General features: G+C 42.3%; 18 protein-coding genes. 7 read left to right on the top strand and 11 right to left on the bottom strand.

Annotated features, from left to right (window positions below; genetic code table 11):
• Positions 1 to 53 precede the first annotated feature (53 nt).
• Positions 54 to 1,091: a LacI family DNA-binding transcriptional regulator gene (locus LT679_RS03375; RefSeq protein ID WP_232175553.1), complete on the top strand. Its 1,038-nt coding sequence runs from the start codon at positions 54 to 56 to the stop codon at positions 1,089 to 1,091.
• Positions 1,092 to 1,094: 3 nt separating this feature from the next.
• Here the strand turns inward: LT679_RS03375 and LT679_RS03370 are convergent, their stop codons facing one another.
• From LT679_RS03370 to LT679_RS03355, 4 genes are all read right to left on the bottom strand, one after another.
• Positions 1,095 to 1,988, bottom strand: coding sequence for an SMP-30/gluconolactonase/LRE family protein (locus tag LT679_RS03370; RefSeq protein WP_232175552.1), 894 nt, complete (start codon positions 1,986 to 1,988; stop codon positions 1,095 to 1,097).
• A gap of 13 nt (positions 1,989 to 2,001) precedes the next feature.
• The gene (locus LT679_RS03365; protein WP_232175551.1) at positions 2,002 to 2,553 is read right to left on the bottom strand and encodes a sugar O-acetyltransferase; all 552 of its coding nucleotides are present in this window, start codon (positions 2,551 to 2,553) and stop codon (positions 2,002 to 2,004) included.
• A gap of 169 nt (positions 2,554 to 2,722) precedes the next feature.
• Positions 2,723 to 3,253 (bottom strand): DUF4142 domain-containing protein, encoded by a 531-nt coding sequence (locus tag LT679_RS03360; RefSeq protein WP_232175550.1) that lies wholly within the window; start codon positions 3,251 to 3,253, stop codon positions 2,723 to 2,725.
• 80 nt (positions 3,254 to 3,333) lie between these two features.
• Positions 3,334 to 5,919 carry a phosphoenolpyruvate carboxylase gene (locus tag LT679_RS03355; protein ID WP_232175549.1) on the bottom strand — a complete coding sequence of 862 codons (2,586 nt, stop codon included), beginning with the start codon at positions 5,917 to 5,919 and terminating at the stop codon, positions 3,334 to 3,336.
• A gap of 185 nt (positions 5,920 to 6,104) precedes the next feature.
• Here LT679_RS03355 and LT679_RS03350 point away from each other — a divergent pair, with 185 nt between their 5' ends.
• Positions 6,105 to 8,279: an FUSC family protein gene (locus LT679_RS03350; RefSeq protein WP_232175548.1), complete on the top strand. Its 2,175-nt coding sequence runs from the start codon at positions 6,105 to 6,107 to the stop codon at positions 8,277 to 8,279.
• Here the strand turns inward: LT679_RS03350 and LT679_RS03345 are convergent.
• From LT679_RS03345 to LT679_RS03335, 3 genes are all read right to left on the bottom strand, one after another.
• Positions 8,271 to 9,620: a PhoH family protein gene (locus LT679_RS03345; RefSeq protein ID WP_232175546.1), complete on the bottom strand. Its 1,350-nt coding sequence runs from the start codon at positions 9,618 to 9,620 to the stop codon at positions 8,271 to 8,273. The genes LT679_RS03350 and LT679_RS03345 overlap by 9 nt on opposite strands.
• Before the next feature lie 50 nt (positions 9,621 to 9,670).
• A complete protein-coding gene (locus tag LT679_RS03340) occupies positions 9,671 to 10,381 on the bottom strand; it encodes a hypothetical protein (RefSeq protein WP_232175545.1) in 711 nt (236 codons plus the stop codon).
• Positions 10,382 to 11,032: 651 nt separating this feature from the next.
• A complete protein-coding gene (locus LT679_RS03335; RefSeq protein WP_232175544.1) occupies positions 11,033 to 11,377 on the bottom strand; it encodes a tetratricopeptide repeat protein in 345 nt (114 codons plus the stop codon).
• Positions 11,378 to 11,695: 318 nt separating this feature from the next.
• On the opposite strand from LT679_RS03335, the gene LT679_RS03330 reads away from it, so the two are divergent.
• From LT679_RS03330 to LT679_RS03320, 3 genes are all read left to right on the top strand, one after another.
• Positions 11,696 to 12,298 (top strand): bifunctional nuclease family protein, encoded by a 603-nt coding sequence (locus LT679_RS03330; protein ID WP_232175543.1) that lies wholly within the window; start codon positions 11,696 to 11,698, stop codon positions 12,296 to 12,298.
• Positions 12,299 to 12,453: 155 nt separating this feature from the next.
• Positions 12,454 to 13,713 (top strand): nucleoside permease, encoded by a 1,260-nt coding sequence (locus tag LT679_RS03325; protein WP_232175542.1) that lies wholly within the window; start codon positions 12,454 to 12,456, stop codon positions 13,711 to 13,713.
• Positions 13,714 to 13,830: 117 nt separating this feature from the next.
• Positions 13,831 to 15,213 carry a sigma-54-dependent transcriptional regulator gene (locus LT679_RS03320; RefSeq protein WP_232175541.1) on the top strand — a complete coding sequence of 461 codons (1,383 nt, stop codon included), beginning with the start codon at positions 13,831 to 13,833 and terminating at the stop codon, positions 15,211 to 15,213.
• 34 nt (positions 15,214 to 15,247) lie between these two features.
• Here LT679_RS03320 and LT679_RS03315 read toward each other — a convergent pair whose 3' ends face one another.
• On the bottom strand, positions 15,248 to 15,499 hold the full coding sequence (locus LT679_RS03315; RefSeq protein ID WP_317206527.1) for a DUF3820 family protein: 252 nt from the start codon (positions 15,497 to 15,499) through the stop codon (positions 15,248 to 15,250).
• Between the two features lie 12 nt (positions 15,500 to 15,511).
• Positions 15,512 to 16,453 carry an MBL fold metallo-hydrolase gene (locus LT679_RS03310; protein WP_232175540.1) on the bottom strand — a complete coding sequence of 314 codons (942 nt, stop codon included), beginning with the start codon at positions 16,451 to 16,453 and terminating at the stop codon, positions 15,512 to 15,514.
• Positions 16,454 to 16,611: 158 nt separating this feature from the next.
• Between LT679_RS03310 and LT679_RS03305 the strand changes: the two genes are divergently transcribed.
• Entirely contained in the window at positions 16,612 to 16,854 is a 243-nt protein-coding gene (locus LT679_RS03305; RefSeq protein WP_232175539.1) for a hypothetical protein, read from the top strand.
• Positions 16,854 to 17,804, top strand: a complete 951-nt coding sequence (locus tag LT679_RS03300) for an aldo/keto reductase (RefSeq protein ID WP_232175538.1) — start codon at positions 16,854 to 16,856, stop codon at positions 17,802 to 17,804. The genes LT679_RS03305 and LT679_RS03300 overlap by 1 nt, the downstream gene beginning before the upstream one ends.
• 86 nt (positions 17,805 to 17,890) lie before the next feature.
• On the opposite strand, the gene LT679_RS03295 is transcribed toward LT679_RS03300, so the two are convergent.
• The gene (locus tag LT679_RS03295; RefSeq protein WP_232175537.1) at positions 17,891 to 18,742 is read right to left on the bottom strand and encodes a PKD domain-containing protein; all 852 of its coding nucleotides are present in this window, start codon (positions 18,740 to 18,742) and stop codon (positions 17,891 to 17,893) included.
• Between the two features lie 17 nt (positions 18,743 to 18,759).
• Entirely contained in the window at positions 18,760 to 20,220 is a 1,461-nt protein-coding gene (locus tag LT679_RS03290; RefSeq protein WP_232175535.1) for a PA14 domain-containing protein, read from the bottom strand.
• Between the last annotated feature and the right edge of the window lie 9 nt (positions 20,221 to 20,229).

Here is a 20,229-nt window from a genome sequence, read left to right as displayed (position 1 = left end):
TTTTAAAAATGCAATCGATTGCACAAAAAATTATTATTTACTTTTAACCAACCATGAAAGCCAAAAAGAGAACTACTATTTACGACATTGCCGAAAAACTCAACATCACAGCCTCTTCAGTGTCTCGCGCGCTTAACAATAGCAGCCATGTAAATGAGGAAACTAAAAAGCTTGTACTGAAAACCGCAGCGGAGTTAAATTATAAGCGTAACATACTGGCATCTAACCTGCGTAAAGGCGAATCAAAAACAATTGGTATCGTGGTGCCACGCATCAACCAAAATATATTCTCCAATGTAATAGCCGGTATTGAGGAAACAACCTACAGTAAGGATTATAACCTGATCATCTGCCAGTCTAATGAGTCGCATGAGAAAGAGGTTAAGTCCGTAAACGCTTTAATCAACCAACATGTTGATTGTATTGTGATATCAGTGGCAGCCGAAGGCAGCGATTATTCGCACCTGCAAAACGTAATTGACCATGGTATTAAATTGATTCAATTTGACCGTGTGGCAGATGACCTGGAAACACTAAAGGTGCTGAATGATAATCACCAGGCATCGCTTGAAGGCATAACACACATGATCGAGCAGGGTTACAAAAGGATTGCTTTGCTCGAAGGACCTCAAAACCTGGATATATTTCGCCAGCGTAAGCAGGGCTATCTTGAAGCGCTAAAACTTCACAATCTGCCGGTGATAAATGAATTGATTATTGAGAACGCCTGGACAAAGGAATTGGGTGCCGATGCTACCCGTAAGTTACTGAACCTGCCGGAACCACCTGATGCCATATTCGCATCAACGTCCGACTTTTCGGCACTCGGTGTATTAGAGGTGGCTACATCAATGGGTATAAAAGTACCATCGGACCTTGGTATTTTAGGCTATTCAAATGAGCCGTTCACGGAGCTTACCAGCCCGTCAATTACTACTATCGACCAGTTTAGTCATTATATGGGTAAAACTATTGCCAACCTGTATTTCCAGGAGTCGGAAAATAAAGAATCGCCTATCGTACCACGCACCATAAGTGTTAAGCCTAAGCTTATCATCCGTGCGTCAACCTCAAGGCGATCCTATCAATAAGTTTTATTGACCCTTTACGTTCATTTTTACCGTGTAAATTCCTTTAGACGCGGTAATGAATAATACATCACGGTTTTTCCCGGCAAAGCATACATTACCAGTCCATTGCTCCGGGATGGGTATGTTGAATAGCTTCTCTCCTTGCGGATTATATATCGTAACGCCCTTACCGGTTAAATAGATGTTACCCTGATCGTCAAGCGTCATTCCGTCCGATCCTTGCTTTATCAGCAGCACACGATTGGTTAGGGTTCCATCCTTTTCAATGTTAAACAGATAGGTTTTGTTATCACCAATATCGGCTACATATAAAAACTTACCATCAGTAGTGCCCACTATACCATTGGGCTGTTTAAATTGGTCGTTTGCAACAACAGCCTGCTTAGCGCCTTTTTTTAGCAGGTACAGCTTTTGGCCATCAAGATCGGACGATTTATGCTGCCAGTAATCACGTTGATAGTACGGGTCAGTAAAATAAATATCGCCATTGGGTGCAACCCAGCCATCATTTGGCCCATTAAAACGCTTGCCGTTAAAATTGGATAGTATAACCTTGTGGTTTCCTTTTTTATCAATGGCCCAAAGCTCATTTTTTTCGTCGGCAGCTGCAAGCAGGCGGCCTTTTTTGTCAAAGAACAAGCCATTGCTCCGGCCTGTCTTATCCATAAAAACCGTCAACTTACCATCGGCACTATATTTCCATATCTTATCATTTGGTTGGTCGGTAAAATATACATCGCCATTTTTATCGGTGGCCGGCCCTTCAGTAAATTCAAACTGTCGCGACACTAACACTGCCTTTTGCGTAGTATCATATAACGGCTTTTGCTGAGCTTTACTTGAAAATGCGCCAAGAAGCAATAATGTACTGATTATAAAACAAATACGTTTATCCATATAAAAATTTAATTTAAAGGTTTTTAATAACTCGGCATGGGTTGCCCGCCGCAAAAACATTGGCAGGCACATCTTTAGTTACTACTGCACCTGAGCCGATAGTGGTATTTTCGCCAACAGTAACACCAGGACAAATAATAGCCCCACCGCCGATCCAAACGTTATCGCCGATAGTAATCGGCTTGGCCAGTTCCGGGCCTTTAATTCGCTCCGATGCTATTAACGGATGGGTTGCGGTATATATCTGAACATTGGGGCCGAGCTGTACATTATTGCCAATGGTAACCAAAGCGCAATCCAATACAACACAGTTAAAATTCATGAACAGGTTTTCGCCTGCTATAATGTTAACGCCGTAATCACAATAAAAAGGTGGCTGAATATCAATAGTTGAACACCTGCCTAAAAGCTGTTTTAACACCGTGTTTTTTTCTTCAACGGTTGCAACTGTCATTTGGTTATACTGATGGATAAGCTTCCGGGCGTTTAAGCGCATATGGGTTAATTGCTCGTCAGCAGCTACATAAAGTTCGCCGTCGAGCATTTTTTGTAGTTCGGTCTTCATAGATTCGGAGTAATTGCTAATATATTTTATTTAGATGGTAACTTACACCAAAATCACAATATTATTACTTAAAAAAGCTGTCTTTTAAAAATTTAAACCCGGGTAACAAGCATATAAAAACAAAGCCGCTGCTTGCGTAACAAACAGCGGCTGTATGCATTGAAACCTTTTATTTTAAACCGGCACTGATCTGTTTTGCAGTGTCCAGATGTGCCTTAATTTCAGGGAGAAATTTATTAGCGAATTTGTTGACTGAGGCGGTACGTATCGTTGAACCTGAGCTAAACAGGGCGGCTGCTTCTTCATGGTCTTTAACCATCATAGCCATGTACTCGCGGTCAAACTCAACACCGCTCTTTTTAGCAATGGCTGCTATCTCCTGTTGTTTTTCAAGGCTGATGGTATCATTACTTGATATCATATTACGGCTCTGCAGGCTTTTCAATTCCTCATTAATGCGGCTGTGCTGATCAGCGATCATGGTAGCAAATTGAACTACTTTTGGGTTTTTAGAAGTTTGCTTGGCTATGGATGATGCTTCTACCTCGGCAATGCCCGATTCTGCAGCTTTACGTATGAATACTAAAGCATCTCCATCCACACTAACCTGTTGATTATAATTCTTGGCCTTGCGCTTATCGTTACAGGCTTGTGCTATAATTAATAAAATAAATAAACCGATGTAGTGTGCTCTCCTCATGCTCCTATACTTATAATTGTAAGTAAGTAACAATTGTGCATTACATCGGTTTACAAAATCCGAAAATATATCTTGCCCGGTTAAGCCAGGTTGCGGCCCGCGTTAACTATACCGTAAACTGTACGGATAGCGAGTTTACTATATACGCCGGTAAGTTCACGATCATCATTATTATCGCGAAGTAAGCTTAAAGCATAGTGCTGTATAATTACTAAAGGCAACACAATCTTTTCGCGTATAGCTATTGAGCGGCGCTCTACCGGGTAATCAACCATTAATACGTCGGCTTCTGTAAGCTCCATCAGCATTGCTTTGGTTAATTCGTACTCGTTTTTAAGCATCGACCAAAACTCACCAAACCTCTCATCCTTCTCCAGGTACGCTGTCACCCTGAAATCTGATTTCGACATGGACATCATGCAGTTATCCAACATGGTACGGAAAAATCCTGATCCACGGTATAGTTCTTTAATTTCAGCCCAATTACCGCTTTCCTTCATTTTTTTCAGTGCGGTACCAACACCGTAAAAGCCGGGTATATTTTGTTTTAACTGGCTCCATGAGGTAACAAAACTGATGGCACGTAAGTCTTCTAATCTCAATTTAGAATCAGAATTACGCTTTGTGGGGCGGCTGCTGATGTTAACGAGCGATAAAAGTTTTATCGGGCTGAATTTTTCTAAGTAATCTGTAAACAGCGGATGCTCGCGCAAATTCATAAACAGCTTATAGCTCTCCTCAGCCATCTCATTAATCAGTGACTTATGGCGGCTGTCGAGCAAATCGTGCTGATTAGGGTGTAATGCAGAAACGATACCCGCATGTATTAACTGCTCCATATTAAATCTTGCGGTCTCTACCGAGCCGTATTGAGAGCTCACCGTTTGTCCCTGTATGGTTAACTGGATGTGTTTATTAGCGATCTCCTGCCCCATTGACGAATAAAAACGGTGTGTTTTACCGCCGCCGCGTGCCGGTGGGCCGCCCCTGCCATCAAAGAAAGAGAGATCAATATTATACTTATTGGCCATAGCCGTTAATTCAACTTTGGCTTTATAGATAGACCAATTGGCCATCAGGTAGCCACCGTCCTTCGTACTGTCAGAAAAACCAAGCATAATGGTTTGTGCACTACCGCGTTGTTTTAAATGCTCTTTATAAAACGGATGCGTATACAATTTTTCCATTACGCCGGCCGCGTGTTTCAGGTCGTTAACAGTTTCAAACAGCGGAACAAAGTCGACGGTTAAATGATCCTTCTCCCAACCGCTCCATAAAAACAAATCTATAAGTTGTAATATGTCCGAAGCCTGCTGGCAGTTGCTGATAATGAAGCGCTGACAAGCTTTTTCGCCGTTATTGTGTTGTATCTTTTTAACTAAGCGAATGGTGTTCAATGTATCTTTAGTCAGATCATCGGCATCATCAGGGCAAATAAAGTCAGCCTCGTTAAATTTGATATTCTTTAGCTTTTTCGCTTCATCCAAATCAAAATACTCGGGTTTTATTCCGGTTTCTGAAATACGCTCGCTGCCGTATTTAAATACGCTGCGTAACACCCTGCTGTCCTGCCTTATATCAAGCGTAGCAAAGTAGCATCCAAATAGGCGCACCTTGCGTATCATGTCATCAACGACATCCAGAAAAAGGCTATCGTGATCGTTAATTACGGTTTCGCGGATGCTGCCCAGCATATCAAGCAATTCACCTTGTACATCATGCGGATCGCGCTGTGGATTGAAAGCATTCTGATAGAGCAGTTTTTCCAGCTCCTCAAGCGTTTTACCAAAACCGCGGAAAGTGATACGGCGTTTTAATACTTTGAAATCGCGATAATAGCATCTGAACAATACCTGCCTCAAAATACGCATTACAGAACGCGTAGTGTCGGTATTTACGTTGGGGTTTCCATCCCTGTCGCCACCCGGCCAAAAACCGAGCTCCAGTATCTGCCTTTTAGCGTTTACGTTAACATCAAACTCCTGCTCAATAGTGGTTTGTATGCCCGACAAGGCATGGTAGAATATGTTTTCCATAAACCAGATTAGGCTTATGGCCTCGTCAACAGGTGTTGGCGAAGTTTTGTTGAAGAACGGCGTTTTACCTAATTGCTGCAACAATTCGTCAATACTGTTAATATCGTTATGCTTAAGTGCGTCAATCAAATCCGTCATGATGCCGAGCACCGTACCGGGATAGAATTGCGTAGGGTGAGCGGTTAACACCAACCGTAACGACATGTCATTCAGCTTGTCGCTGATGTCCTTACGTGCCTGATCACTGATGTTAGCTTGTTGCAGCAGGCTTTGTAAAGTACCCGCGTCGGCAGCACGACCTATTTTACCGAATGATGAATCCTCAATGGCATCAAACAATACTACCTGGCGCTCTATGTACTGCAATAAACGGAACATGCGGTTTATTTGCTCGCGGTGATCAATGTCTGGCACATGCTTGCTAAAGAATGATGAGATGATCTCCTCGGGCGAAAGACCCGCATTAACTCCCTGCTCACAATGCGCGGTAAAAAAGGGTAGTAATATGCCTATCTCCTTTACCTGGTAGAACGGAAGTGTTTGAAACAAACTGTTATATAACTCAAAGCGGGCAACAACTTCATTGTTAAAAGTTGCTTCTCTTTGGCTTAGTTTTAACGATGCGGGCATAGTTATTTTTAAAAATTTGGAACAAACCAAGCCTGTACATACCGGTAACAGGCCATTATCGGCGTGAATTTAATTAAAATAAGCAAAAACGTGCTGAAATGTTAATTTTTCTATGCTTTTATCAATCAAAAAGTCAGAATAACGGTATAAATAATATCAATAAATAAATTACGTAAATTTGCAAGGTGGCATTCTCCCTATCTAATCCCATCAATGATTCGCAGCAACGAGAGGTAAAAAGTTTTTTTTACAGCCAGTATTTTTCTGACGGATTGCGTTACACAGCGGGTATACTACTACCGTCTCTATTGTTTCTGCAATTTGATATGCTTGATACCGGTTTTACACTCTCGCTCGGGGCATTGTGCTTGTCGGTAATTGATAGCCCGGGGCCGGTTGTGCATAAGCGTAACGCCATGGCTATAGGTAATGTTTGCCTTTTCCTGGTTTCATTAATCACGGGTTTTGCCCGGCTTAATATTCTTACGCTTGGCGTTGAGATCACCTTATTCAGCTTTATATTCTCATTATTGATTGTTTATGGCAACAGGGCTGCTTCCGTAGGTACAGCATCAATATTGGCCATGATATTTATGATGGGCAAAAACACCCAGCCCGATCAGATTTTGCCGGTAAGCTTAACCTTGCTTGTTGGTGGTATATGGTATACGTTATTTAGCTTATTATTTTTCAGGATACGACCTTACCGGGCGGCACAACAGATACTGGGTGAGAGCATCGGCGACATCGCCAAATTTCTCCGCATTAAAGCTGATTTTTATGATATCGATACCGACATCGACGAAAATTACAGAAAACTCGTAGCACAACAAGTGTACGTAAGTACGCATCAGGATGCGGTACGCGAAATACTATTTAAGAGCAGGGTTACCGTAAAGGAATCGACAAATGCCAGCCGGATATTAGTATTAACCTTTGTTGACCTGGTGGATATGTTTGAGCAGGTTATGGCCACGCATTATGATTATGGGCACATACGCGAAAGCTTCAAGGATAGTGAGGTATTGCCATTGATCAACAAGATCATTTATAAAATGGCCGACGAGGTAGATAATGTGGCCTTCATGGTGCTATCAAACCTAAGGAACAAACGCGTGCTTGATCTGAGTAAGGATCTTGAACAGATAAAATTAAAAATAGACGAAGCCGGCGGTAAACAAGGCAGCGCCAGCAATCTTGTACTTAAAAAGATACTCATCAACCTGCGCGATCTTAACCAGAAAATACATAATATATACGATTACTATAACTCCAGCTCGTCAAGACTGTTATTTGAAAAGAAGGGTAAGATTGAGTATTCTAAATTTGTTACCCACCAGGACTATGCGCCGCATATACTGTTTGATAACTTAAGCTTTAAATCCACTTCGTTTAAACACGCGCTCAGGGTATCGTTGGTTTGCCTGGTAGGCTTTTTGGTAGCCAAATTTTTTGCGCCAAGCCACCACAGCTACTGGATTTTACTGACCATTATTGTGATACTTAAACCGGGCTTTAGCTTATCTAAAGAGCGTAATTATCACAGGCTGATAGGCACTATCGTTGGTGGTTTAATTGGGGTGCTGATACTTGGGCTGATATCCAATAACAATGTTTTATTCGGTATCATGATTGTGCTGATGATAGGCACATACAGCTTTACACGCCTAAATTACATTGTGAGCGTAATTTTCATGACACCGTTTGTATTGATCATGCTTAAATTCATCGGCATTGGCGGCTATGACGTAGTGCAGGAGCGTATCGTAGACACAGTGATCGGATCATTGATTGCGTTTTTGGCGAGTCACTTTATATTTCCATCGTGGGAGTTTGAGCAGATCAAAGAAAACCTGCGCGACGTTATTCATGCCAATGCCAATTACCTGGCTAAAATTGGCTACAGCATTGCGGGCAACAACCTTGACGTTACCGACTATAAACTTGCACGTAAGGATGTGTTCGTTCAATCGGCCAACTTATCAGCGGCTTTTCAGCGCATGACCTCGGAGCCCAAAAGCAAGCAGGTAAAAATTAAGGATGTACATAAGTTTGTGGTACTGAATCATATCCTTTCGTCGTACATCGCAACCATTGCCGCGGGCATAGTAGGCAAGCCGGCTCGCCGAGCTAATCCATCTGCTTTACGATCTGTAAAAAAGAGCATTGCCCTGCTGAATGATGCGAGTTTAAAACTGTTCGGCGCAAGCACAGAATTTAAAGTGGAAAAACATTTAACCGAGGACAGCGCCGAAACAACTGCACCTAATGCCGATGATAATTTATTAAAGGAGCAACTCGACTTTATTAATAAAATATGCAGCGATATTATCAAGATCACTGATAGTATACTACAATAGTTGCGTTGCCAGATTTGCCAGCTCGCTGCGCTCGCCTTTTTGCAGGGTGATGTGCGCATAGAGCGGATGATCTTTAGCTTTATCAATCAGGTATGATAGGCCGTTACTCTCCGCATCAAGGTAAGGTGTATCTATCTGGTAAATATCGCCGGTAAATACAAACTTACTGTTCTCTCCAGCCCTTGAAATGATGGTCTTTACCTCATGCGGTGTAAGGTTTTGCGCTTCATCAACAATAAAAAATATTTTACTGAGTGTGCGCCCACGTATAAAGGCCAGCGGCGTTATGGTTATCTTGTCGTTACTTACCAGCTCATCTATTTTTGATTGCATTTTTTCGTCGCCGGCAAACTGATCTTTGATAAATTTAAGGTTGTCCCATATTGGCGCCATGTATGGGTCTATCTTTGATTTAACGTCGCCAGGCAAAAACCCAATATCCTTATTACTAAGCGGCACTATGGGCCGGGTAACATAAATCTGCCTATAGAATTTGCGCTGCTCAAGTGCGCTGGCCAAAGCAAGCAATGTTTTACCTGTGCCGGCATTACCCTGTATTGACACTAACTTGATATCCGGATGCAGCAATGCATGTATAGCAAGGGCCTGCTCAGTATTTCGCGGGAAAATATTGAGTACCGGCTGCTCAGTCACCTTTTCCAACTGTAAGGTGTTAGCATTGTAAAAGGCAGGCGTGGATGCTTTTTTACTGTTGAACACATAAAAATGGTTGCTTTTATAAGTGCCATCAGCAAGCATGCCATTTGATAGAGTTAGTTGCTTATTCAGCTGCCCGATAAACTTTTCGGTAGTTTTATCAACTTGCGTTACGCCGTTGTAAAGCTCACCGACATTTTTAATCTTACCGGTTTCGTAATCTTCGGCATTGATGTTCAGCGATTTGGCTTTGAGGCGCAGGCATATATCTTTTGATACCAGTACAACCTTTTTCTGCGGATATTCTTCCTGTATGCTCAACGCAGCGTTGAGTATACGATGGTCGGTTTTTTCAGAGCCAAATATCTCCTCGGCATCCTTTGAGGCCTTGGCATCCATAATTACCTTAAAGCAGCCCAAGCCTTTTTTCTTTAAAGGCGTCCACTCATTCAAAAGGTTATCGCGCGACACATCATCTATCAGCCGCAAAAAGCTGCGGGCTTCGAAATTACGTGTATCGTTACCGTTCTTTTTGTTATCAAGCTCCTCGAGCACCTGGACCGGTATGGCTACATCATGTTCTTCAAAACTTTCCAAAGCGTTATGATCGTACAATATAACCGAGGTATCCAGTACAAATATCTTTTTTTGAGAAGCCGGTTTGCTCCTGCCTGCCTTTGCCATATCCTACTAAATTAGGTATTTATAATTCAGAAAAGCAAGCAGGTATTTAATCATTCGGTATCGGTAAACGGATCGCCGCCGATAAATATCATCGTATTGGTTGGCCTAGCCGGCGAACCGGATGCACCTATCGCGAAGGATTTAGTGACCGTTTTTCCGTTATCGTAAGTAAAAGTTATGCTATGGGCAGCTATTTTATAGGTACCTTTTGCGCTGGTTACCTTACCAGCTGCGGCGTTTGATGTTGATATACCGCTGTTACTGCCGGTGGTAAAATGTGTTGCATCAACAAAATTGATTTTATTGATGGTGAGCGCAACAGTACCGTTCCCATAATCACCGCCGCTGGTTTTTTCATAACCCTTTTTTAACGGTAGCGATGGACTGTAAGCAAAAGCGGGAAACCAATTGCCTGACCCAAGTTTATAATCGTACGTTTTATTTTGTGAGTTAGTGAGATAAAATACAGCGCCGGTCTTTTTCCAATTACCCCAGGCCTTAGGGCGAGCGCTTTTTGATGATGCAATATTGAGCGTTTCAACGGGTTCATCTCCTACCTCATAATATTCGCCGTTTTTAAACAGCACAACCAGTTCAAAAGAAATGGCGGCTGGGTAGCCGCTTATAGCGCGAAAATACCAACCCTCAATTGCAGGTGCCGGGTTATGTTTAATTACATGATGAGAAAATTTTTGATTATCTGCATTGACAATAATCGCGGATGAAAAAAGCAGTAAGAAAGATAAGATGATGGTTTTCATGGTATTAATGATTTATTGATACCATTTAAAACCCAATCAACAACATTTTATTTTCCTAAAGGAAAGAAATTTCCCCCAACAAAAACTAAAACCTCATAAAAAGCAAAACGGAAGTCTCCTCTGTTCGATTCAACTTCCGTTTTAATCTCCCGCCAGCCTTAGCCCACCGGAGACATCAAGTTTTGTGTGATCTTTGACCGGTATGCCTGATTAAGTAATCCTCGCGAACCACAAATCATCACATTACCAATTGCTTCTTGTCGCTTTAGCTCCGTAGAGCGCCGCGATTTCCGCAAGACCTCTCTAAGCTATATTTACTTATTAATCAGCTTTCGCTAATTAATTTTTTAATATGCTTCAGGTAACTCTTTTTAAACTGTAATTGCCCGAAGGCTTTCACTGTCTTTTTATTTGTTTCCCTGTGAGGTTGTCAAAGTACGTCGTTCTTGATAATACTAAGGTACACACCATATTAACGCTTGTCAAGTATTTTATCAATGAAATTATAAACAGGTTTTACACAATTTTACAAACACAATAAAAGACTATAATTAAGATAGTTACGCATACTTATAAACATATACAATGCATTGACTTATTAACACTAAAGCTGAATATCCTGATTCAATCAACACAATTTAAGCAATGAAATCAATAATCGTCATCGTCGTCATCAAATACACCAGCTGCCTGATTATAAGCTGCCTGCAATTCGGAGTAAGCATGGTTATCCCGCTTTTCGCGTGTAATGCGCATACCAGCTTGATAGATGTTGATAGCGTCGTCCTTGCGGTTAAGCGCTTCATACAATTTGCCTAAGTGATAGTAAGTACCGGTATAATTGGGATGGTTGTTTACCAAGTCCTCATAATAAGCAAGTGCTTTCTCTGTTTCGTTCAGTCGTAAATATTCGGTTGCCAGCGCATATTTTAAAAACTCGTCATTAGGTTCGTTTTCAAAAAACGCCAGTAGCTTTTGTAGCCTGCTCTCCTCCATAATATATTCTGTAGTGTTATGTAGCTTTATTTTTCAAAAGCTCAAAAATAGCTTTTGAAAGCCAAACGCCGAATTACCCGTCGAGGTATTAAAGCAATTTTGTATATTCGGCTCAATTTAACCGGGTACATTAAGCCGGAATAATAGTCCCCTAAAAACAGTGATTTCTTTTTTAAACAAAGATTGTTGTGCATCGTTTTGTGATAATACAATATGCTTTTAGATAAGAATACTGTATTAACAGGACTATAATATTTTATATAAGCATACAAAATACATGTGAGGATATGCCTCAGGGGTTTTGCGATGGGAAATAACATGAAAAAAATTGAGCTGGATATTGTTGGGCTTTCATACAGTCAAACACAATCCGGCGCTTATGCCCTTGTTTTGGGTGAGATAAACGGCAGGCGAAGGCTGCCGATAATAATAGGCAGCTTTGAAGCGCAGGCTATTGCTATTGAAATAGAGAAGATGACGCCCAGTCGTCCGCTTACGCATGACCTGTTTAAAACCTTTGCGCAATCATTCAACATAAGCGTTCAGGAAGTTATCATCTACAATTTGGTTGATGGTATATTTTACGCCAAGCTGATTTGTAGTGACGGTAAGCGCACCATGGAGATCGATGCCCGCACATCTGACGCTATCGCCATTTCTGTAAGGTTCAGCTGCCCTATTTACACCTACGAGTTTATATTATCAACAGCAGGTATTGTTATAGAGGGCAATGAGTTTGTATACCTCGAAAACCTGAACGAAGCTACTGAAGACAAGCCAAGTGTATCCGCCTCAACGGGTAGTTACGCTTCATTAAGCGAGGATGAATTACGCACCCGCCTGCAGGAAGCTTTGAACGATGAAGCTTATGAAAAGGCCGCCAAACTTCGCGACGAACTTAATCGCCGTAAATCGTCCTGATAAAATTAATCTAATATTTCAATCGAATATAAACGCTGCCAAATGGCGGCGTTTTTCTTTTAACAATAACAATTTTCGCGTTTTATATATCGCAATATTTAGCTACTTTCCGCTTTTAAAAACTTAACTGACTTTTATTTACTACTCAAGCACTTATGAATATTAAGTTACGCTTAATACTGATGAACTTTATGCAATTTTTTATATGGGGAGCCTGGCTGCTCACCATTGGTGCATATTGGTTTCAAAACAAAGAATGGTCTGGCGCACAGTTTGGCGCTATCTTTTCAACCATGGGTATATCGGCTATTTTTATGCCTGCAATAACCGGCATTATATCCGATAGGTATATCAACGCCGAAAAATTATACGGCATAATGCATATTGGCGGCGCTTGTATTTTATTCTGCTTACCAATGGTTACTAACCCGGTTACTTTTTTTTGGGTAATGCTCATTAACATGTTTTTTTACATGCCCACCCTTTCACTATCTATAACCGTTGCTTACTCTGCTCTTAAAAATGAAGGTAAGGATGTTGTTAAAGACTACCCACCTATCCGTTTTTGGGGTACGGTTGGCTTTATTGCTGCGTTATGGACGGTAAGTATTAGTAAAAACGAAACATCAGCCAATCAATTTTATATTGCAGGTGGCGTTGCGCTTGCTTTAGGCTTGTATGCCTTTACACTGCCCAAAGCCAGGCCAATGCTCAATAAGGCGACAGGTGTGCTGGCTTCTGGCAGTTTAGGCTTAAATGCATTTAAACTACTTCGCGACCCTCGCTTCGCAATTTTCTTCACTTTCTCGTTGCTATTAGGCGCAGCACTGCAACTTACCAATGCTTACGGCGACACCTATCTGCATGGATTTGCCGAAATGGAAGCGTATAAGGATACCTGGGCGGTGAGATATCCGGCTATCATCATGTCAATATCCCAGTTTTCTGAAACGGGCTTTATTCTGGCCATACCCTTCTTTCTACGTAAGTTCGGCATTAAGTACGTCATGTTATTTAGTATGCTGGCCTGGGTTTTACGCTTCGGTCTTTTCGCATTTGGCAATCCGGCTGACGGATTGTGGATGATTATACTGTCGTGCATTGTTTACGGCATGGCATTCGACTTTTTTAATATCTCGGGCTCTCTTTTCGTCGAAACGCAAACTACACCCGAGATACGCGGCAGCGCGCAGGGATTGTTCATGATGATGGTAAACGGCTTCGGCGCAGTATTCGGCAGTTTAGCCAGCGGTTTCCTGATCGATGAGTTTTTTACCAACCCCGACAATACTAAAGACTGGCATGGCATCTGGCTTACTTTTGCAGGTTATGCGCTGGTAATAGCTATAATATTTCCATTTGTATTTAAGTACAAACACAACGCCGCACTTAAGCATGCCATTGAGCATGTGTAATTTTTATCAGATTTATAAAAACCAGAAGTGTTTATTTTTGTATACATATATCAGTAGTTAATCTTTCGTTTATCTGCAACCTATAACATCTGATTCAGTTATTGAACAATTATACAAATGGCTAAAATTTTAATTATTGACGACGAGCGGGCGATCCGCAGCACCCTACGCGAAATTCTGGAATACGAGGATTATCAGGTTGAAGATGTAGACAACGGCGTTGACGGGCTGGACATGATCCAGAATAATGATTACGACCTTGTGCTTTGCGACATTAAAATGAACCGCATGGACGGCATGGAAGTGCTGCAGGAAGGTTTAAGCATTAAGCCTGATTTGCCATTTATCATGATATCAGGCCACGGCACCGTTGAAACTGCCGTTGAAGCCAGCAAAAAAGGAGCGTTTGACTTTATATCCAAACCACCTGATCTGAACCGACTGCTGATAACAGTACGCAACGCGCTTGATCGTGGTAGCTTAGTTGTTGAAACCAAAACCTTAAAACGCAAAGTTTCCAAGGTTCGCCCTATACTTGGTGATTCGCAAGGTATCTTAAAAATCAAGGAAACCATTGAACGTGTAGGCCCGACGGATGCACGCGTACTGGTTACCGGTGCAAACGGTAGCGGTAAGGAATTGGTGGCCCGTTGGCTGCACGAAAAATCAAACCGTGCAAACGCGCCGCTTATTGAAGTTAACTGCGCGGCAATACCATCTGAATTGATCGAGAGTGAGCTTTTCGGCCACGAAAAAGGTTCATTTACATCGGCTATTAAACAGCGTATAGGTAAGTTTGAATCAGCAAGCGGCGGCACCTTGTTTTTGGATGAGATTGGCGACATGAGCCACTCTGCCCAAGCCAAAGTGTTACGTGCATTACAAGAAAATAAAATAACGCGCGTTGGTGGCGAAAAAGAGATAGACGTAGATGTACGCGTAATTGCGGCGACTAACAAGGATCTGCTTAAAGAAATTGAGGCCGGCAATTTTCGTATGGACTTGTACCATCGCCTAAGCGTTATATTGATACACGTTCCACCGCTTGTTGAACGTAAGGATGACATCCCATTACTTACCCAAAGCTTTTTGGATGAAATATGCGGCGAATACGGCATGCCAACCAAGCGTATATCTGAAGGTGCTCTTGATGCATTAAAATCCCTGCCGTGGACAGGTAACATCCGCGAGTTACGCAACATGGTAGAGCGATTGATCATCATGAGTGATAAGATGATCACTGATAATGATGTACGCTCCTTTGCAAACCCGTCAGCACCGGCAACTCCGGTTAACGGCGCCCAACCTGCGGCTCCGCAAACAGACTTTAACCAGTTTAAAAACTTCCAGGAGTATAAGGATTTCGCTGAGCGCGAATTCATTAAATTCAAGTTGGAGAAGAACAACTGGAATGTATCAAAAACTGCTGATGATATTGACATACAACGCAGTCACCTTTACAGTAAAATAGAAAAATACGGTTTAAAACGTGGTGAGTAACCACCCATAAATCATAATAAAAAAGCGACGGGTTTTACCTGTCGCTTTTTTGTTGTTGAACATATTGTTTAACCTGCATAAGCAGGCCTGTTACGCCATTCGTTTTTATCTCGAAAACAGTTGACAGGGTCATGCCTAACTTGCCGGGCGGAAAGCCCTTATTATGTAACCATTCCAGATAGTAAACCGGCAGATCGCATAATAAGGTGCCTTTGTATTTGCCGAAAGGCATTTTTAAAGTTACGGCAGTTATTAAAACCTCTTTATCCGGTATTACATTTTCCACGCGGTAAATATACTACCTTTTAGCAACAGCTTTTGTAACCAAAAATGTAACAGCTGCTGCACCTAACGCCAACGCCGCGGCTTTAAGCTTAAGATTTGTGGTTTCTGTATACGATGGCACGTATTTTACACCGGTTTCATCGGCCATTGCCGCACGTTTTACATAACGGCCCTGTTTTGGTACGGCCAGTTGCCTGAAATTATTGGCAAGATAATTCAGCGCCGTTTGCAACTCTTTGCCGCGCATTACAAAACCGTGCCCGGTACCGGCTATACGAGGCTGTAAAGCAGCAAGCTTGCGCACCGATTTTTCGGCAGCGTGCCAGTCAGTCGTCATGTACATTGGCGGGCCTGAAAGCTTTTTATTGAAATTCAAGGCGTTAACTACCGACTCATTTTGCGTGGTGGTAAAAGCATCTCCCGCAATTAGCGTAGTATTCAACGGTAAAAACAATGAGATATGCCCAGGCGTATGTCCGGGCGTGTGGATCACCTTCCACTCCGGCAACTCGGGTACGCCTTCATACTTATCAATTGGTATCACCCGGCTGCCTAAATTAATAGGCTTAGTTGGGTAAGACCATGAAATTAAACTCATCAAACCGCCCCCTACGCCCGGGTCAGCCGGCGGATACGATGATTGGCCGGTTAAATAAGGCAACTCAAGCGGATGAGCGTATACCGGCACATCCCAATATTTTAATAATTCTTCAAGTGCGCCTACATGGTCAAAGTGCCCGTGTGTAAGCACAATAGCTGCAGGTTTGGTACCTGGCCCAAAAATACTTTCGGCCATGGCAATTATTCTCTTGGCAGTGCCGCGTAAGCCGGCATCAACCAATACCCAACCCTTGCCTGCCCCCCTCCTGTTAGCTATCATGTAAACGTTAACAAAGGTGATTTTCATCCCCCACACATTTTGGGCAACCTGAAAATAATTTGTCTTTTTTCTCATAATTCACTTAGATGTATTAATAACAAACAATGCATTCAATTCAATGGTTTTAATGTTAATGCATTATTAGCAATCCTTTAGCGCTTATAACGGGTAAAATCCGTATTAACATTGATAAAGTGATGCTAAAATGAATGCAGTTATTAAACATATATCTTATGAACGAACAATTTGAAGCAGTATTAACCGGATCTGACGGGCCTATTGATGGCATTGTTACCGAACTCACTACCGGCTCCGGCCTGGCATATAAATTTCAGTCAATCGATGAGAGCCTGGAGTTGACCATCATTCGTAACGAAGAGGGTAATTGGGAACGCGTAAGCGGTACTGAACCTTATTTTTCGGGTTGGGTTGATGAGTTAACAGAACAAATTCAAAACAATAAAACGGCGCTGTAATGGAAAGCAGAGAAATTGGAAAATCCGGATTGATGGTTAAGCCGTTTGCCTTCGGCGGGAATGTATTCGGCTGGACGGCAGATGAAAAGCGATCTTTTGAATTACTTGACGCGTTTGTTGACAAGGGCTTTAACCTGGTTGACACCGCTGATGTTTACTCCTATTGGGTACCGGGCAATAAGGGTGGCGAATCAGAAACTATCATAGGTAACTGGTTGAAAAGCACCGGCAAACGCGATAAAATAGTGCTGGCTACCAAGGTAGGCAAACCCATGGGCGAAGGCATGAAGGGCTTATCAAAAAACTATATCAATCAGGCTGTTGAAGCTTCCTTACGCCGATTGCAAACGGATTATATAGATCTATACCAATCGCACGATGATGATAAAGATACCCCACTGGCAGAAACCATGCAGGCCTTCGATCAACTGATAAAAGAGGGAAAAGTACGGGCCATTGGGGCATCAAACTTTAAAGCCGACCGACTCGCCGAAGCCATTAAAGTAAGCGAGGAAAACGGTTTTGCCGCATACCAGAGCCTGCAACCGGAGTATAATTTGTATGATCGTGAAAGTTTCGAAGCAGAATTTCAGCCACTTTGTTTAGAAAAGGGTTTGGGCGTAATTACGTACTATTCATTAGCAAGTGGTTTTTTAACCGGCAAGTACCGTTCAGAAGATGATCTTAACAAAAGCCAGCGGGGCGGCGGTATTAAAAAATACCTCAACAGCCGAGGCCAGGCAATACTTGAGGCTTTGGACGAAGTGGCCGCAAAACACAACGTGCCCCTGGCAACAATCTCCATTGCGTGGCTGATAGCACAACCAGGTGTTACAGCGCCTATTGCAAGTGCAACGAGCGTTGAACAGCTGACAGAAATAGCAAAAGCGGCTGAAATAAACCTATCTACCGAAGATGTAGCTTTGTTAAGTGACGCCGGCAAATACTAACAGCTAACAGTCCAACAAAAATTTAAAAGGCGCTTAACTATAGTTAAGCGCCTTTTTTGTGATGGATTTAAGTAATAGGTATCGTATCAATCAGGTTGTTTTTTGTTGATAGACCATTCTGACAATTGGAAATCGCGGCTACCCCAGTTTGATTTTACCCTTAACCTGTAGTATTTATAAGCCGTATTATTTTTGCGGAAATGCCAGAATTTACGTTGGTTACGGCCTGTAAAATAGTATTTATAGGTTGCAGGAGAACTTGGATTGTCCGATGCAGCTGCTGATTCTAAAGTGATCCATTTCACATCATCTTCAGAACCTTGTACATCCCAATTTCTTGGGTCGCGGTCTGGCGAGTCATTACCTGACACCATCGTGTAGCCACCTGCTAAAACGGCGCTATCGAGTGTAAACTTAATTACCAGGTCACCTGCAAACCCTGATTGCAAAAATTTACTGTTTGGATCACCATCAACCACTTTTTTTGAGCCTTCGCCACCATCCGGTCCGCCTTGATTATCACGCGATACCCATAACGTACCACCAATGGTTTGAAAATAACTTGGACCTATTTTAGTTGGGTCAAAATTAGGATCAGCCACTCTTACTATAACCTCGCGGCTTGCAGTAAAGCCCTGTGCATTACGTACGGTCAGGTTTACTTTGTAGTTATCGTCAAACTCATATTTGTGCGTTGGATTTGGGTCTGTCGATGTACTATCATCCCCAAACTGCCATAGTAAACTTTCGTAATTAGTGGAGTTACTGCTAAATTTAAAATTGTTATACTCGATAGTATCAGGAACCTCTACGCTAAAATCAGCAGTTGGCCTCGGCAACTCCGGTTCAGGTTTTGCTTGCTCTTTTTCCTTCTTGCAGCCAACAGACAGCATAGCTACCAGTACAATGGCTGATGAAATTCTATAAAATGCTTTCATATTCATTATCTGATATTTTAATTTAATGGCGCCGGGAATAACTGGCTCATTGGTATAACACGTTTGCTTATAATTATATCTTTTGGCTCACTATTATTTCTCACCTCATAAGCAAGAATGGCCCTTTGCCCGCCAACATTTTCACGATGGTGCGCCTCAATTTTATAACGTTTACCACGTTCGAGGAATATAGTACCGACACGTTCAGGTCTATCCCATCTATCTGTGAAATCATCAATTAATTTTACGCCATTCACAATCAAACGCGATCCGTCATCCCATTCGGTTTGATAAAATTTGTATTCACCACGTACAGGTGCCAAAAATTCTCCGGTCCAACGTGTCGAAAAATTGTCGCGGCTTATGCCCGGCGTAGCATTTTGCCAAGGACCGTCGCCTGTCCAGTTAATATTTTCCTCAATTCGTACCAGATCGGGTTTACGGCCATCATCGTCCAACCCTTGATAATTGCTAAAATATTCGGCCTTAAGCCCGGTACCGTTACCTGTGATGTAAGAATTATTATCCAGATTCACTTCCGGCTGTACTAACACGATCACATAATTTTTTACAGGATCAAGCAAGTGTTTGGTTGGATCGGTAATTTTCAGCACAAAGGCAAACCGCTTGTTAGCCACTATATTGGCGTCAAATACCGGCCAGCCAATTTGAAGGCGGGCAACAGCACCGCTTGCGCCGGTAACAATACGGATATTGGTATCAAGCGTAAACTCATCAGGTTTTAGGGCAATGGTATTTGCCGGCAACACCTTGTTGGCAATAAGTTTGGCAATAGTATCCGTATCCAATTCAATTTTTACATTGAACGCGCCGGCTGGCTTACCTGCTAAATTGATAGCTATCGGCACGGTTATACCGCCCGGCCACGATTTATTGTAGTTCTTATTAAAGTCAACATCCAGTATACCTGCGCCGTTTTGTATGGAAATATAATGAATGTCGCTTTCCTTTATCAAGGCATCACTATCCATAATTACCATAATATTTGAATTTTTGGCGCTTATCTGGTTGCCTTTGCCCGGCTCGGCAAGTTTAAAGGCGAAGGCTACATCCTTACCGAAATTTTTCTCGAGCACGTTTAAACGTACCACGGCCTCACCCACCGCGCTTGTAGCGCCATAAGGTACATTGATAACGTTCGGGTAATCAACTGAGCCGCTTGGTAAAGCCACTGTATTGGTTAACGTACCGTTGCTTATCAGTTTGGCAATAGTATCGGTATTTAGCGTGATACCTACCTGGAATGCCTTTTTTGCAGGTGCATCCAGTGTTATTTTAAAAGGTACACGTACCGTCTCGTTATCGGCAACTACACCGCTCGCGATGATCCCCTCTCCAGAAACGCTGCGTTGCTCGTTATCAAGCGGATCAACGTTATCCAGCTTATTCTTACTGCACGATGCAATAATTATTCCTGCAAGGCATAAGGCCGTCAGGCTGTATATAACTTTTCTCATAATGGTTAC

The organism is Mucilaginibacter roseus, from assembly GCF_021215455.1.
Classification (GTDB): Bacteria; Bacteroidota; Bacteroidia; order Sphingobacteriales; family Sphingobacteriaceae; genus Mucilaginibacter; species Mucilaginibacter roseus.
This window is presented reverse-complemented; position numbering and strand designations above follow the sequence as displayed.

Excerpts from the sequence above, each read along its gene's own strand:
- LT679_RS03335 (WP_232175544.1), bottom strand. The coding sequence starts at position 11,377 with ATGGAGGAGAGCAGGCTACAAAAGCTACTGGCGTTTTTTGAAAACGAA.
- LT679_RS03290 (WP_232175535.1), bottom strand. The coding sequence starts at position 20,220 with ATGAGAAAAGTTATATACAGCCTGACGGCCTTATGCCTTGCAGGAATA.
- LT679_RS03310 (WP_232175540.1), bottom strand. The coding sequence starts at position 16,453 with ATGAGAAAAAAGACAAATTATTTTCAGGTTGCCCAAAATGTGTGGGGG.
- LT679_RS03305 (WP_232175539.1), top strand. The coding sequence starts at position 16,612 with ATGAACGAACAATTTGAAGCAGTATTAACCGGATCTGACGGGCCTATT.
- LT679_RS03345 (WP_232175546.1), bottom strand. The coding sequence starts at position 9,620 with ATGGCAAAGGCAGGCAGGAGCAAACCGGCTTCTCAAAAAAAGATATTT.
- LT679_RS03325 (WP_232175542.1), top strand. The coding sequence starts at position 12,454 with ATGAATATTAAGTTACGCTTAATACTGATGAACTTTATGCAATTTTTT.
- LT679_RS03355 (WP_232175549.1), bottom strand. The coding sequence starts at position 5,919 with ATGCCCGCATCGTTAAAACTAAGCCAAAGAGAAGCAACTTTTAACAAT.
- LT679_RS03320 (WP_232175541.1), top strand. The coding sequence starts at position 13,831 with ATGGCTAAAATTTTAATTATTGACGACGAGCGGGCGATCCGCAGCACC.
- LT679_RS03375 (WP_232175553.1), top strand. The coding sequence starts at position 54 with ATGAAAGCCAAAAAGAGAACTACTATTTACGACATTGCCGAAAAACTC.
- LT679_RS03365 (WP_232175551.1), bottom strand. The coding sequence starts at position 2,553 with ATGAAGACCGAACTACAAAAAATGCTCGACGGCGAACTTTATGTAGCT.
- LT679_RS03340 (WP_232175545.1), bottom strand. The coding sequence starts at position 10,381 with ATGAAAACCATCATCTTATCTTTCTTACTGCTTTTTTCATCCGCGATT.
- LT679_RS03300 (WP_232175538.1), top strand. The coding sequence starts at position 16,854 with ATGGAAAGCAGAGAAATTGGAAAATCCGGATTGATGGTTAAGCCGTTT.
- LT679_RS03295 (WP_232175537.1), bottom strand. The coding sequence starts at position 18,742 with ATGAAAGCATTTTATAGAATTTCATCAGCCATTGTACTGGTAGCTATG.
- LT679_RS03330 (WP_232175543.1), top strand. The coding sequence starts at position 11,696 with ATGAAAAAAATTGAGCTGGATATTGTTGGGCTTTCATACAGTCAAACA.
- LT679_RS03360 (WP_232175550.1), bottom strand. The coding sequence starts at position 3,253 with ATGAGGAGAGCACACTACATCGGTTTATTTATTTTATTAATTATAGCA.
- LT679_RS03370 (WP_232175552.1), bottom strand. The coding sequence starts at position 1,988 with ATGGATAAACGTATTTGTTTTATAATCAGTACATTATTGCTTCTTGGC.